The sequence below is a fragment of the Caballeronia sp. AZ1_KS37 genome (assembly GCF_023631165.1).
In the GTDB taxonomy this organism is placed as follows: domain Bacteria; phylum Pseudomonadota; class Gammaproteobacteria; order Burkholderiales; family Burkholderiaceae; genus Caballeronia; species Caballeronia zhejiangensis.
The window spans coordinates 64259-78475 of sequence record NZ_JALQDP010000034.1 but is presented as its reverse complement, the minus strand read 5'-3'; the positions used below and the strand labels follow the sequence as shown (position 1 = coordinate 78475).

The 14217-nt window shown below is 61.2% G+C and carries 14 protein-coding genes; 4 read left to right on the top strand and 10 right to left on the bottom strand.

What is annotated here, in order from left to right; translation table 11 throughout:
• Positions 1 to 456 carry a (2Fe-2S)-binding protein gene (locus NCS00_RS20965; protein ID WP_250440885.1) on the bottom strand — a complete coding sequence of 152 codons (456 nt, stop codon included), beginning with the start codon at positions 454 to 456 and terminating at the stop codon, positions 1 to 3.
• 708 nt (positions 457 to 1164) lie between these two features.
• On the opposite strand from NCS00_RS20965, the gene NCS00_RS20960 reads away from it, so the two are divergent.
• A complete protein-coding gene (locus NCS00_RS20960) occupies positions 1165 to 2289 on the top strand; it encodes a VIT1/CCC1 transporter family protein (RefSeq protein WP_008347784.1) in 1125 nt (374 codons plus the stop codon).
• Between the two features lie 120 nt (positions 2290 to 2409).
• On the opposite strand, the gene NCS00_RS20955 is transcribed toward NCS00_RS20960, so the two are convergent.
• From NCS00_RS20955 to NCS00_RS20930, 6 genes are read right to left on the bottom strand one after another with little or no spacing between them, the layout of a single operon-like run.
• Positions 2410 to 3480 (bottom strand): alcohol dehydrogenase catalytic domain-containing protein, encoded by a 1071-nt coding sequence (locus NCS00_RS20955; RefSeq protein WP_250440884.1) that lies wholly within the window; start codon positions 3478 to 3480, stop codon positions 2410 to 2412.
• 41 nt (positions 3481 to 3521) lie between these two features.
• The gene (locus NCS00_RS20950) at positions 3522 to 4268 is read right to left on the bottom strand and encodes an SDR family oxidoreductase (RefSeq protein WP_250440883.1); all 747 of its coding nucleotides are present in this window, start codon (positions 4266 to 4268) and stop codon (positions 3522 to 3524) included.
• Positions 4269 to 4278: 10 nt separating this feature from the next.
• Positions 4279 to 5259 carry a sugar-binding transcriptional regulator gene (locus NCS00_RS20945; RefSeq protein WP_008347778.1) on the bottom strand — a complete coding sequence of 327 codons (981 nt, stop codon included), beginning with the start codon at positions 5257 to 5259 and terminating at the stop codon, positions 4279 to 4281.
• Between the two features lie 34 nt (positions 5260 to 5293).
• Positions 5294 to 6145: a carbohydrate ABC transporter permease gene (locus NCS00_RS20940; protein WP_284508162.1), complete on the bottom strand. Its 852-nt coding sequence runs from the start codon at positions 6143 to 6145 to the stop codon at positions 5294 to 5296.
• An 11-nt stretch (positions 6146 to 6156) separates the two neighbouring features.
• Positions 6157 to 7086, bottom strand: coding sequence for a carbohydrate ABC transporter permease (locus NCS00_RS20935; protein WP_235366216.1), 930 nt, complete (start codon positions 7084 to 7086; stop codon positions 6157 to 6159).
• A 28-nt stretch (positions 7087 to 7114) separates the two neighbouring features.
• Positions 7115 to 8485, bottom strand: coding sequence for an ABC transporter substrate-binding protein (locus NCS00_RS20930; protein WP_250440881.1), 1371 nt, complete (start codon positions 8483 to 8485; stop codon positions 7115 to 7117).
• Positions 8486 to 8675: 190 nt separating this feature from the next.
• On the opposite strand from NCS00_RS20930, the gene NCS00_RS20925 reads away from it, so the two are divergent.
• Both NCS00_RS20925 and NCS00_RS20920 read left to right on the top strand, forming a co-directional pair.
• On the top strand, positions 8676 to 9797 hold the full coding sequence (locus NCS00_RS20925; protein WP_175980626.1) for an ABC transporter ATP-binding protein: 1122 nt from the start codon (positions 8676 to 8678) through the stop codon (positions 9795 to 9797).
• Positions 9798 to 10250: 453 nt separating this feature from the next.
• Positions 10251 to 11120, top strand: a complete 870-nt coding sequence (locus tag NCS00_RS20920) for an EAL domain-containing protein (RefSeq protein ID WP_008347768.1) — start codon at positions 10251 to 10253, stop codon at positions 11118 to 11120.
• A 77-nt stretch (positions 11121 to 11197) separates the two neighbouring features.
• On the opposite strand, the gene NCS00_RS20915 is transcribed toward NCS00_RS20920, so the two are convergent.
• On the bottom strand, positions 11198 to 13105 hold the full coding sequence (locus NCS00_RS20915; RefSeq protein WP_250440880.1) for a M60 family metallopeptidase: 1908 nt from the start codon (positions 13103 to 13105) through the stop codon (positions 11198 to 11200).
• On the opposite strand from NCS00_RS20915, the gene NCS00_RS20910 reads away from it, so the two are divergent.
• Positions 13104 to 13286: a hypothetical protein gene (locus tag NCS00_RS20910; RefSeq protein ID WP_008347765.1), complete on the top strand. Its 183-nt coding sequence runs from the start codon at positions 13104 to 13106 to the stop codon at positions 13284 to 13286. The genes NCS00_RS20915 and NCS00_RS20910 overlap by 2 nt on opposite strands.
• 45 nt (positions 13287 to 13331) lie before the next feature.
• On the opposite strand, the gene NCS00_RS20905 is transcribed toward NCS00_RS20910, so the two are convergent.
• Entirely contained in the window at positions 13332 to 13619 is a 288-nt protein-coding gene (locus NCS00_RS20905; RefSeq protein WP_008347763.1) for a DUF4148 domain-containing protein, read from the bottom strand.
• Positions 13620 to 13706: 87 nt separating this feature from the next.
• Positions 13707 to 14150 carry a MarR family winged helix-turn-helix transcriptional regulator gene (locus tag NCS00_RS20900; RefSeq protein WP_175980620.1) on the bottom strand — a complete coding sequence of 148 codons (444 nt, stop codon included), beginning with the start codon at positions 14148 to 14150 and terminating at the stop codon, positions 13707 to 13709.
• Positions 14151 to 14217 lie beyond the last annotated feature (67 nt).

Here is a 14217-nt window from a genome sequence, read left to right as displayed (position 1 = left end):
TCACGCCTCCTTTGCGGCCTGCTTGATGGCGGCGCGAATGCGGTGATAAGTGCCGCAGCGGCAGATGTTGCCCGCCATCGCGGCATCGATATCGGAGTCGTTGGGATCGGGGACTGTCGCGAGCAATGCCGCGGCGGACATGACTTGTCCAGACTGACAGTACCCGCATTGCACGACATCGAGCGAACGCCAGGCCGCTTGCACTTTCTTGCCGGCGGGTGTTTCGCCGATGCCTTCGATCGTCGTCACCTTGCGATCGCCAACGGCGGCAATCGGTAAAACGCATGAACGAACCGCGACGCCATCGAGATGAACGGTACACGCACCGCATTGCGCAATGCCGCAGCCGAATTTGGTTCCTGTGAGTCCTACGATGTCGCGCAATACCCAGAGAAGCGGCATGTCGGGTGGCGCATCGACCGAATGGTTCTGGCCGTTAATGGAAAGCGTGGTCATGAGCGCTCCGGCTTTTGAGTGGTTTCAGCGGATATCGCAAATAGCCGACTGTGTGGGGCGCCAGTCGGTTTTAGGCATCGGGATTGTAGCGCCGCTTTAAAAATCGAGCTTGGATCGTGTAGCGCTTGCGGACAGCTTCGCTAATACGCATCGATTTGGTGCGCGGCCTTGAAGTAGTTCTTTGATTGCCTCAAACTCCGACCGCTCGCTCCTTCGATTCTTTTGCGTTGGCCTGGGCCCGGATTCGAAGTGGATAAGCGCAAAGGACAGTTAGTTGCATCGCTAATCGATTGATACCGATTGATACCTTCGCCTAGCGTCGGCATCGCGTCTCTTCCGGCTGGCGCTACACCGACATCGAAGCGCTTGAGGCGCGCATCGGCATCGCCTAACGGACACGGCAATACCGCATAGCCGGCACCCGATGCGCACATCGTTGCCTGCGCATCGCGATTGTTGCTGCCGAAAACGATCTTCGCTTTAGGCGAAACACGCTCCTCGCCGCCGCGCCGAACGTACCGCTTCGCGCAGTCGCGAGAAAGATTCGCACGTCGCTCCATTCGAGATTCAATCAAGCCCCATCTAAACAATGACGACGATGAGACGCGATTCAATTCTCACTCAGCGCGCATCGTAGGGCTATTAGCAACGCGACATGTCGTTCGTCTTTACTCTTGAATCAACGAGACGAACGAAAAAGGTGACGTCATGGCGTCCCAGACAGAACTCAAGCGCTTTACCTCCAATCTCGCGGACGAACTCGACAGCGCCGCGCTCTACGACACGCTCGCACGAGCGGAAAAGCAGGACGACAAGCGGCGCGTCTATGCCGAGCTGGCCGAAGCGGAGCGCCGTCATGCGGACATATGGGCCGCGAAATTGCGCGCGAATGGCGTGTCCGTTCGAACGCATCGCATCAGCGCAAAAACGCGGATCATGCGTACGCTCGCACGCGCGTTCGGACCGGACTTCGTGTTGCGCTCGGTCGCCGCAAACGAAATGGCCGATCGCGATAAATATGCCGGCCAACCCGATGCCGCGCAGATGTCGGCGGAAGAGCGGCATCACGCGGATATCGTGCAGGAAGTCGCGAGTCGCAGCAAAGGGCTGAGTAAAGGCGGTGCGATCGCAGCGGCCGAGTCGTGGCATCGCGGCGTCGCATCGGGCAACGATTTACGTGCCGCAGTGCTCGGCGCGAACGATGGCCTCGTGTCGAACTTTTGCCTCATCATGGGCGTCGCGGGTGCAGGCAGCGATAGCAAAACGGTCCTGCTCACGGCGTTCGCGGGACTCATCGCGGGCGCGGCATCGATGGCGCTCGGCGAATGGCTCTCTGTCACGAATGCGCGCGAACTCGCGCGCACGCAAATCGCGCGGGAGAAGGACGAGCTCGATCATATGCCCGACGCGGAGCGGCATGAGCTCGCGCTCATCTATCAGGCAAAGGGCATCGATGCAGCCGAAGCGAAACGCGTCGCCGCGCAAATCATGCGCGACAAGGACAAGGCGCTCGACACGCTGACGCGCGAAGAACTCGGCCTCGATCCGCGCGAGTTGGGCGGCAATCCCTGGACGGCCGCGCTCGCATCGTTCACGTTGTTCGCCGTGGGCGCGATCATTCCGGCCATCGCCTTTCTTTGGGCAAGCGGTACGGAAGGCATCGTGCAATGCATCGTTTTGAGCGGACTCGGGCTTGCGGGCATCGGCGTGTTCACGTCGCTGTTCAATGGACGGGGCGCGCTGTTTTCCGCCGTGCGACAAGCGTTGATCGGAATGATCGCGGCCGCTTGCACATATGGAATCGGCAAGTTGCTGGGCGTGTCGCTTTCGTGAACGATGCGCCATGCAATGCAACGCATGGCGCATGGGTTTCACATCATCAGATCCTGAACGACTCGAACGTCTCCGGCGCGAACGCATGCATCGGAATCGCGACGCGCACGCCGGCAGTCGTTACGGCTTGAGCAGCACCTTGATCGAATCGAGCGAATTCGCGATCCTGATGGCTTCGTCCCACTCGTCGAGCGTGAAGCCATGCGTGACGATGCCCTTCGACGTGACGAGTCCGCGCGCGAGCAGATCGATCGCGATCGGATAGCAATACGGTCCGAGATGCGCGCCGCGCACGTCGAGCTCCTTGCGATCCCCGATGATCGACCAGTCGACGGTTGTATCCGCGCCGAACACGGAGAACTCGACGAAGCGGCCGAGCTTGCGAATCAGCTCCAGTCCTTGCGTAACGCCCGCAGGAACGCCGGTCGTTTCGATATATACGTCGCAGCCATAGCGATCGGTGATCGAGCGAATCGTTTCGAGCGCATCGTCGGTCTTCGGGTTGATCGTGATGTCCGCGCCGTACTCGCGCGCCAACGCTAGCCGCTCTTCGACGAGATCGATCACGACGAGCTTCTTCGGCGTCTTCAGATGCGCGACTTGCGTCATCATCAGACCGAGTGGCCCCGCGCCCGCGATCACAACGACATCGCTCAACTGGATATCGCCGCGATTCACCGTATGGATCGCGCACGCAAGCGGCTCGATGATCGCCGCATCTTCCAGTGAAATGCCGTCCGGAATCTTATGCACGATCGCCGTCGGCGGAAAGCGCATGTATTCGGCCATGCCGCCATCGGCGACTTCGCGCTGGAAGCCGAAGATGTTATGCACTTCGCACATCCAGTACTCGCCCGACTTGCAATAGCGGCATTTCGCACAAGGCACGATTTGCTCGGCAATCACGCGATCGCCCTTCTTCACGCCAAAATGTTCTTCCGCGCCCTCGCCCAGTTCTTCGACATAACCGAAGAACTCGTGTCCCGGAATGACCGGCGCCTTGACCCACGGATTCGGGCCGCCCCAGAACATCTTCGCGCCCGACCAGCATTTGCAATCGCTCGCGCAAATGCCGCATGCCGCAATGCGGATCACGAGTTCGTTTCTCGCCGCGCTCGGGCGTTGCACGCGTTCGACGCGATAGTCTTTCGGCGCGCGGCATACGATCGCGGTCATCTGTGAATCGGTCATTACAAGTCTCCGGTGTCGTTGATTGAATCGCGAAGCTAATCTCAGCGCGCCTGAAATCCGCCATCGACCAACAGGCTCACGCCGCTGACCATGCTCGAATCGTCGGAAAGCAGATAGGCAATCGTGCGCGCGACTTCCACCGGCTCCACGAAGCGGTTCATCGGAATGCGCGCAAGCATCGGTTCGGATTTGGCGGGATCGCTCCACGCTCTTTCACCCATCGGGGTCATCGTGACGGTCGGGAGCACCGCGTTCACGCGTATGCCGTGCGGGCCGAGCTCGTTGGCCATGACGCGCGTCATCGCGTCGAGTCCGCCTTTCGATGCGCAATACGACGCGTGCAGCGCGAAGCCCACATTCGCCGACAGGCTCGATACGTTTACGATCGAACCGCCCGCGCCACGCGCGATCATGTTCTTCGCGCACTCTTGCGCGACGATCATCGCTGCGCGCACGTTGACGTTCATCGTCAGATCGAAGGCTTCGACGGTCGTATCGAGAAACGGCTCCAACACCGCGATGCCCGCGTTGTTCACGAGCAGATCGACGGGCTGAACGGCGCGCGCCGCTTCGCGTGCACCGTCGGCATCGGCGAGATCGGCGGCAATGATCTCGCAACCCGTCTCCTTCTTCAGCAGATCGAGATCGGCTGCGCTGCGGCTCAATGCAATGACACGCGCGCCACGCTCGATCAGCAGATGAACCGTTGCATGACCGATGCCCTTGCCCGCCCCCGTGACGAGCACGGTCTTGCCCGCGAATTCGCGATTTCTGTCGATGGTCGTCATGGTGTCCTCTTCAGGGCTCGTCGCACAGGCGTCTTGCGGTGTCCTCGTCGGTCACGAGCACGGATGGATAACGCCCGCGCAATGCCGCGCGCGTGACATGAAATTTCTTCTTGCCGCCGCTCACGAGAATCACGCGTTTGATCTTGCGCAGGTCGTCCAGCGTGATCGCCACGGTGCGTCGATTCAACGGATGATCGATCAGCTCCCCGTCTTCATCCATGAAGTGGCCGAGCATGTCGCCGACCGCGCCCGCCTTCTGCAACGTGCGCAATTGCTCCGGATTGTCGATGCCGTATGTCACGACGAGCGATTCCGTCAGATCGCCGCACGTCAGCAAGGCGAGATCGGCACTGCGCGCGAGTTCATAGGTCTCGCGCACGGTTTCTTCCTGCAGGATCACGTCGCGCGCTTTCTGGCTGCTCACGTAGATCGGCGCGGCGAACAGATAACTGTCGGCGCGGCAGATGTTCGCGAAGTCCGACACGATATCGAACGTATTGATACTCGGGCAATGCGACAGCCCGCCCTGCAGCGACACCGCCGACACCGCGCCGTACGTGCGCTGCGGCAGCGCGCGCAACACGGCGCGGATCGTGCGGCCCCAGCCGAGGCCGATAGTTTGCCCTGCAACTATCTGCCTCGCGAAGTACGACGCCGCGCCGATGCCGAGCGCCGCATTGTTCGCCTCGTTGTTCGCGCCGCTCGGCACGACCACCGCGCATTCGAGGCCGAAGCGTTTCGCGAGCGCTTCTTCCAGCGCGACGCATGGCACGATCTTGCTATTGATCGTGATCTGCACGAGGCCGGACTCGCGGCTCGCCGCAAGCAGCCGGTTCACGCGCACGCGATTGCTTCCGATCCGCTGCGCGATTTCCTGCTGCGTCAGATTGCCGACGTAGTAATGCCACGCGACGCGCGCCTGCAGTTCTTCTTCCGAATCGATGGAATCGTCCGCTTCCGCGATGGCGATGGGCGGTGCGCTCTTGCTCATGTTGTCCTGTTGTTCAATGAAAGGCCGCGCGATTTTATTTCACCGCGCCCATCGTGAGCCCTTGCACCAATCGCCCGGACACGGCCAGCGCGAACACGACCATGGGCAGCACGATCAGCGTGCCCGTCGCCATGATCTCGCCCCAGGGCAATTCATAACCGCTCATGTAGCTCGTCGCCGCAACCGGCGAGGTAATCGCGTCGCTGCGCGTGAGCACGAGCGCATAGAGCAGATCGTTCCACGAGAAGATGAACGCGAAGATCGCCGATACGACGATGCCCGGCATCGCGAGCGGCAGATTGATGCGCCAGAACACGCGCCACGGCGATGCGCCATCGAGACGCGCGGCTTCGTCGAGCTCGACGGGAATGTTGCGGAACTGGTCCGTGCAGATCCATACGACGATGGGCAGCGAGAACGTCAGATACAGCAGGATCAGCACGATATGCGTATCGACGAGATCGAGCTTCGTCGCGATCAGAAAGAACGGCACCGCGAGCACGACGGGACTCACCATGCGGTTCGAGATGAACCAGAACCAGAGGTCTTCCTTGCCGCGAAATTCGTAGCGCGCGAGCGCATAAGCGGCTGGCGTGCCAAGCAGGATGGCGAGGACGGTCGTGCTGCTCGCGATGATGAGCGAGTTCAGCAAACTGCTCGCGACGTCATGTTCGAACAGTGCCGCCGAGTAGTGATGAAACGTCGGCGAGAACAGCCATTTCGGCGGATACGCGAGCGCATCGGCCTGACTCTTGAGGCTCGTCGTGACCATCCAGTAGAACGGAAACACCGACGACATGAACACTACGACGAGGCCCAGAAAGTGCCATACAGTAGCGCGTTTTCTTGCCGCGCGTGCGCGCTCTGCGCGTTGCGTGCCTTGCATGCCTATCGAACTCACGCGGCCTCCCGATACACGAAGCGAATATAGAGACGCGACAGCACGATCGTCAGAATGAGCAGGATGATCGCCTGTGCGGAAGCCATGCCCTGATCGAAGAGACGAAAGCCGACGCGCTGGATATAGACGCTGATGAATTCCGTCGCGGCGCCGGGCCCGCCGCGCGTCATCGTGAAGACGGCGTCGAACATCTTCAGCATATCGGCGGAACGAAGAATAAGAATCGCAGTGAGACCCGGAAGAAGATACGGACGCTGCAGGTGCCACAAAATCATGCTCCACTTCGGCGTTTCGAGGCGCGCTGCTTCTTCGGCTTCCTTCGGCACCATCGAAAGCCCGGCGAGCAGGATCAGCGCGCAGAAGGGCGTCCATTGCCAGATATCCATGATCATCACGGAGACGAACGCGAGCGTCGGGTCCGCAAGCCAGTCCTGCGGCGGAATGCCGATGAGACCTGTCAGATAGTTCGCCACGCCGAACTGCCGATTGAAGATCAGGCGGCCGATGAGCCCGACCACCGCATACGTCGTCGCCATCGGAATGACGAGACTCACGCGCGCCGCCGCGCGCATCCACGGCAGCTCCGTGCGATGCAACAGCAGCGCTGCAAAGAGCCCGAGCGCGACTTCGATCGGCAAGGTCACGCACAGGAACAATGCCGTGCGTCCGAGCGCTTCCCAGAAGGTCGGATCGGTCAGCGTCGCGATGTAGTTATCGACGCCGACGAACGGCGTGCCCGAGGCCAGGTCCGCGAGCTTGTATTGATGAAACGAGTTATAGAGCGCAAGCAGTAGCGGATAGATGCCGATGATCGCGAGCGCCGCGATCGCGGGTATCAGGAACCAGAAGGCGGGCGAACGCGGCAGGACGCCGAAGTAGCGCGCGGGCTTGCGCGGTCCGCGCGCATGCATTACAGGTGATGCCATTCGATCGCCTCCGGTCCCGTGAACAGAATTACTTCAGCAAAGGCTTCTTGCCGTCGTAATAGCCCGCTTTCTTCAGGATGTCCTCGGTCTTCTGACCGATGGTCTGCGCGCCCTCCTTCACCGTCACCTGGCCGAGCATCATCTTGCTGCCCCATTCGCCGATAACTTCTGAAATCGCCGGCCACTCCGGGAAGCGCGGACGATAATCCGGCACGCCGCCCTGCCACGATTCGACCATCGGCTTCACGAACGGATACTTGTCCTGCACGGCCTTGTCCTCATAGATCGCCATGCGCGCCGGCACGCCGCCCGCTTCGAGATAAGGCTTCGCCATGGCTTCGGACGTGATCCATTGAATGAAGAGCCACGACGCGGCCTGCTTCTTCGCATTCGACTTCGCGTTCACTGCAAGCGAGAAGCCGCCGAGCGCGGGCTTAAGTCCGGCCGGTCCCTTCGGTTCGGTGGTGATCGCGAGACAGTTGCCGATCTTCGACTTGCTCGGATCGGTGAGCGTCGGATAGAACGCGGACCATTCGGTGATCATCGCGACCTGTCCTTGCGCAAGCGCGTTCACCGCTTCGGCGTGATCGAAGTCGACGATGCCCGGCGGCATGTACTTCATCAGCTTCTGCCGATATTCGAGGCCCGCCTGCGATTGCGGCGACATCAGATTCGACTTGAACTTCGCATCGAGAAGCGACCCGCCGTTCGGCCACAGCACGCGCATGAAGCTATCGGCCGACTGCGTTTCGCCTCGCCGCGATTGCAGCGCGAACGCGAACTTGTCGCCCTTCGTGAGCTTCGGCGCGTAGGTGTTGAGCAAGTCGTCCCAGGTCTTCGGCGGCTCGTCGAAGCCCGCGTCCTTCAACATGCACTTGTTGTAGAACATCAGGCCCGAGTAGTTATCGAACGGCAGGCCGTAGGTGACCTTGTCCCACGAGCCGAACGAATCGAGCAGGATCGGAAAGAAGCCCTTCAGGTTGAGATTCGGATCCGCGAGCTTCGGATCGTCGGTGAACTTCTTGATCGGCACGAGCCACTTGTTGCTCGCGAATTCGCCGATCCACACGACGTCCACGAGCACGATGTCCTGGTCGCCGCCGCCGACGAAGTTGAGCACTTCCTTTTCGCGCGTATTCTCATAGGGAATCACTTCCCAGCGCACCTTGATGCCCGTTTCCTTTTCGAATTGCGGAATGAGTTGCTGCGCGGCCTTGTAGCCGGGACGATCGAGAAAGATGGCCTTGATCGTGGTGCCCGAATACGGCTGCGCCGCTTCCTTCAGAGTCCAGGCCTGCGCGTTCGATGTTGCGAACGCCGCGCTCGCCGTGAGGAGCGCGACTGCCGTGGCGTGTTTGATCGGACCGGCTTGCATGGCCGGAATGAAGCGCTTCTTCATGCCTGTCTCCTTGGTATTTTTCGAGCGGATACGGCTTCTCTGGTGCGTTCGTTCGTGATCCTTGGTGCGCGTCGTTTCACTTGTAATTTCGGTTTTACAATTGTATATTTTGGCGCGAACAGCTTGTCAAGAACAAATTCGACGACGCATCGGATGCTGCGCTGCCGCAGCAGCAAACGGGAGACAACGCATGAGCGCAGTTCATTTGCAGCAGATCCGCAAGGCATTCGCTGGCGTCGACGTGCTGAAGGGCGTCGACATAGAAGTGACCGATCGCGAGTTCATGGTTTTCGTCGGTCCTTCGGGATGCGGAAAGTCGACCTTGCTTCGCACCATCGCCGGACTCGAACGCTGCGACTCAGGGCAAGTACTGATTGGCGGCGAGGACGTCACCGAACTCGAGCCTTCGCAACGCGGCGTCGCGATGGTGTTTCAGTCGTATGCGCTTTATCCGCACATGTCGGTGTACGAGAACATCGCGTTCGGTTTGCGCATGCTCAAGTTGCCCGAAGCGCAGATCAAGGAACGCGTGCATCGCGCGGCCGAGATTTTGCAGATCGGCCAGTTGCTCGAACGGCGTCCGCGCGCGCTGTCGGGCGGGCAGCGTCAGCGCGTGGCGATCGGCCGGTCCATCGTACGCGAGCCGAAAGTCTTTCTCTTCGACGAGCCGCTCTCCAATCTCGACGCCGCATTGCGCGTGCAGATGCGCCTCGAACTCATCAAGCTGCACAAGCAGCTCAATGCGACGATGATCTACGTCACGCACGATCAGACCGAAGCGATGACGATGGCCGATCGCATCGTCGTGCTGAATCATGGACGCGTCGAACAGATCGGCTCGCCGCTGGAGCTGTATCGCACGCCGCACAATCGCTTCGTCGCGGGTTTCATCGGCTCGCCGAAAATGAACTTCATGGATGTGCGCGTGTTGCGCGTGGATGCTATGGGCGTCACCATCGAATTGCCGGGCGGCGAGTCGTTGACGCTGCCGTTCGCGGCTTCGTCCGTGCACGCGGGCGAGACGCTTACGCTTGGCATCCGGCCCGAGCATTTCGTCGAATCGGGCGGCGGGGATATCGACAGCGGCCTTGCAGGCGAAGTCATGGTGATCGAGCATCTCGGCGGCGAGACGCTGCTGCATGTCCGTTTGCCGAACGAACTCGTGATTCAGGTGAAAGGCTCGGGCGAATCGACGGCCGTCGAAGGACAGCGCCTGAACGCGGGCTTCAGCATTCGCCATGTGCATCTGTTCCGCGAGGATGGCAGCGCGCTGGAACGCATGCGCCCTGTCGCCGAAACCGCGACCGCCTGACGGTCGACGTCGCGGAAAGACTGTCGTAAGCGAAGACAGCGGCATACCCATGCTCATCGACCGGCGGTCGCCTGTGCGGAAGCGCCGCGTGTCCCATTTTTGGTGCGCGCCCGCCGTTCGCAGCGATCATTTTCCCGGCGCCGGCACTAGTCGGGATTACAAATGTTCCGGAATCGCTATATACAAAACTGCAAAACGCCATGCCGATGCAGCGCAATATGTGCTTGCGTTATGTGCGCCAGCCCACACAGACCATCACGCGTTACGGTTGCGTTACGTGACTCGGGATGGCTGAACGATGCGTCCACACGCAAGCGCAAGCGCTCCCTTAAGAGGCAAACGTTGTCTCCAAGGGGCTCACCGAATTTACTTGGATTGGACGACGCGCGATCATAGTTTCTGGCACGACTCGTGCAACCGCTTCCACGACCAACTGGGAGGGATGGCTAGAGCATGAAAAGAACGACACACGGCTCGCCTGTCGCGAAAGCCGCGCCGGAGTCAGATCATGCATTCAGGCATCGCATACTCGAAGGCCTCAAGGCCGGAGAATTCTGCATCGCCTATCAGGGAATCTACCGAGTCCACGGCGGCGAACTCGCGCAAATGGAAGCGCTCATTCGCTGGCGTCATCCGGAATACGGCGTATTGCTGCCAGGCGCATTCAGCGAGGCGTTCAAGGACGCCGACATCATGCGCGAACTGACATGGTTCGTGCTGGACGCGGTCGCGTCCGAAATTGGCGAGTGGCGCGAAAGTGGCGGCGCACACTATTCGGTCGCCGTGAACGTCCCGCCATCGGTCGCGGCGTTGCCGGGCTTCGCCGAGCGGATGGAATCGATTTGCCGCGCGCACGACATCACGCCCGATTGCATCGAACTCGAACTGCTGGAAAGCGAGGATCTCGCGCGCATGCCGGCGATGCGCAAGGTCGTGCGGCGTCTCAAGAACAAGGGCGTGAGCGTCGCGATGGACGATTTCGGCACCGGCTATTCATGTCTCGCCGCGCTCGGACCGATCGACTTCGGCACCGTCAAGATCGCGAAGGAACTGCTCGCCGAAGCGCCGCGCTGCCCGAACGCGTGTCTGGTCTTTTCGTCGGTGCTCACGCTTCTTACGCGGCTGAAGGTGGCGATCGTCGTCGAAGGTGTGGAAACGGCCGCGCAGGCGCAATGGATTGCGCAGTGGCCGCACGTGCTCGCGCAGGGTTTCTTTCTCGCGCGACCCGCGTTCGGCATCGGTAATGTGCCGGGCGCGCTCATCGGCCGGCCGGGGACGCGGCGCAAAGAACAGCAGACCATTCGGCTCGCGGATGCAGCATGAGGAACTGAAGCGTTTCTGGCAGCCCTCGTAAAAGCCAGGACTTCGCCGACGCGTGCATGCGTCGGCGTTTTTTTGCCTTAAATACGCGTGCGCGTCAAATCGGTCTTCGGCGCGCTCAGCTTCAGCCCGGCAATCGCCGCACGCGTGCCAGCATCGACCGGCAGTCCCCATCGCTCGAAGAAATCCGTCAGATCGAGATTGGCCGCCATGCACGCACGCAGCACGAAGCGTTGCACTTCGTTCTGGTCGCCGCCTTCATCCTCCGTCAGCGGATGCCGCCGATACAGCTTGTGCAGCCGCGCATAGAAGCCGTTGCCGAGTGCGCGGCGCAACTGCTCGTACATGACGAGCCTGATCCAGAGCGCTTCCGATGGCATCGGAAACGACGCATCGTCGAGAAAATTGCGTGACGGCTGCGCGAAATACTGCGCCGCGAGATCGATGCGATTCTTCTTGCCGCGCGCGTCGACGACTTGCAGCAGCGGCGAAGGCATCGGCGTGCCGAGGCGTTCCAGCGCATGCAGCGAATAGACGTTCACCGTCGTCTCCGTCACGCCCGGCCATGTCCAGTCCCATTGCTGATACATGTGTCCCATCTCGTGCCATACGCCCCATTCGTCGGCTTTCGCGGGCTTGAGCAAGGTCTCGGCCGCGCTATTGAGCGGCAGGCCGATCATGTAGTACGTCGCGTAGAGATACGTGTTCTGCAACTCGGCGTGGGTCGAAATCGCGTCCTGCACGAAATGCACGCGCAACGGCGACGGCGCATCGAGTGCTTCCGTGCCATCGAGTCCGGACAGTTCGTCGTGATAGCCCATGATGCGCTCGACATAATCGAGCAATGCGGCCGGATCCGCTGCGCCCGACTTGTCGTACATGGCGCGCGCGACGGTGAACATCGTGCGCTTGCCGACCATCTCGACGAGCGGCGCATCCGCATGACGCTGCAGCATCGCGCGCCATTCGGCGGGCGTCGTCGCACCTTCGACATAGAACGGCACCGGCTTGCCGCCTTCGCGCACGATGACATCGATCGACGTACGTGGCCGCTCGTTGTATCCGCTGTCGATGTATTCGAAGTAGAGCAAGCCATCGCGCGATGCGACGAACGCGTTGCGTCCTTCGGTCGCGAGGATCGTTTGCGGATCGCCCGCGGCTTGCCGCCGATAGAAGCCGTTCTTGTTGCCGACCATGACGATGAGGCCATCGGGACCATCGTCGGCGAGACCGTTCACATCGATCACGACGGTTTCGCCCTTCGACACATACAGCCCCGACGGATGATAGTCAGTCCAGCGAAAACCGCCGAGCCGTTCGGCCTCGATCGCATCGGGTGCATACGCGCTCAAGTGATAGCGCCTGCCGATGTTGTCGTAAGTCGAGCGCGCCGAAGCATCGAGCGTGCGATACGCATGATCGCCGCCATCGCTTCCGGTCTTGTACAGACGCCACTGTCCGGCCTGCGCACTGACTTCGACGGACGCACCGTCGCGCAACGCATGATGCCCGACGACGAGTCCCGTCTTCGTGCCGGTGGCCGCGATGGTCACGACGTTCGCATCGGCTTCGATGCTCCAGTTCTGCCGCGCATCGCCCGATGGCGCTTCGAGCTCGACACGCGCGCCGAGCGTCACGTAACGTCCATATAGCTTCGAGTAAAGACGAAAGCCGCTGCCTTCCTTGTCGATGGTCCAGATCTGGCTCGCGGCGCGTTCGGGCGTCCACTCGGACTGCACGAGCGCGATCGTGCCATCGCGTTGCACTTGCGCGGTCAGCGTCTTGAAAGTTGCGTTCGAAACGATATAGAAGTCGCCTTCCTCGACTTTCGCGCCTGCGCCGTAAGGCACCTGCATCGCCCCGGCCTTCGATGCGAAACGCGATACCCGCACCGCGTCGTGCGGATAAAACGTCACGGGCGCGTAGTAGCGCGATGCCGCGTGTGCGTCGCACAGCGCGAAGATCAACAGCCATGACCGCCATCGCATGCGTGGCCTCCCCGATACATCGGCCGTATTCCGGCTCTTCGTCGCATATCTGGAACTTGCGCCTGATGCCGAGATACTGCCGTATCCCGCCGTCGGCGTCGAGCCCGGACATCACGCGATTGCCGCATCATGCGTCGCGCGCTTTGCGATCAACGCGATCTCGTCGTATCGACTGCCTTAATGAAGCGGATGGCGTTTTCCGCGTCGTCCCGGAACAAGCGTCCGATTACGGCGTCGATGCCGGCGCCGGCTTGCCCGCCTTCTGCGCATTGATCTTCGACTGCGCGTTTTGCAGATTCTGCGGGTAGTTGGTCTGCTCGCCAGCGGGGTTGTAGCCGTTCTGCTCGAGTTGCTTCAGCTCGGCGTTCTTCTTCGCGCGCGCTTCCTTTCGCTGGGCTTTCTTGATCTGCTTCGGCGTGGATGCGGCCGTGTCTTGCGCCTGTGCGATGGGCATCGAGACGAAAGCGGCGACGGACAGCGCGAGGACGGCCAACGGTGCGGTGCGTTTGTTCATGATCGATCTTCTCCGGATGGATGGCGGCGCTTGACAACGACGCTTGCGGACAACGCTGAAGCAATCGGCGATCCAAGCGCGGATGAATCACCGATCGACGATACGGCTCAGATTGCCGCGCACGCGTTGCAGAAGCGCGATCAATTGCTCGCTTTCCTGCCGGCTGAAGCCCGCGAGCGCTTCTGCTGCGATCTCGTCGCCGACGCGCCGCGCGCGGTCGAGCGCCTTCTCCGCCTTCGCGGTCATGCGAACCTGACGCTCGCGACGATCGTCGGGATTCGGGCGGCGCTCGATCCAGCCGCCCTCTTCCATGCGATCGAGCAGACGGCCGGCGGAAATCGGCGCGACTTCCAGCAGCCCGGCGAGCCGCGCCTGATTGACCTCGCCGTAATGCGAGAGATACGCGAGCACGCGGCATTGCGCGCGCGTCAGATTGAGCGATGACTTCGCCAGCACGTCGAAGCGGTTGCCGCACAGGCGGTCCACGTCCGCGACCAGAAAGCCGAAGCGTTTGTCGAGTTGGGTTTCCATCGCGCGATTATATGTAACGCCTTTCGATGCGCGCATCTCGTGCACACCCGGTAATTGACCGCATTGC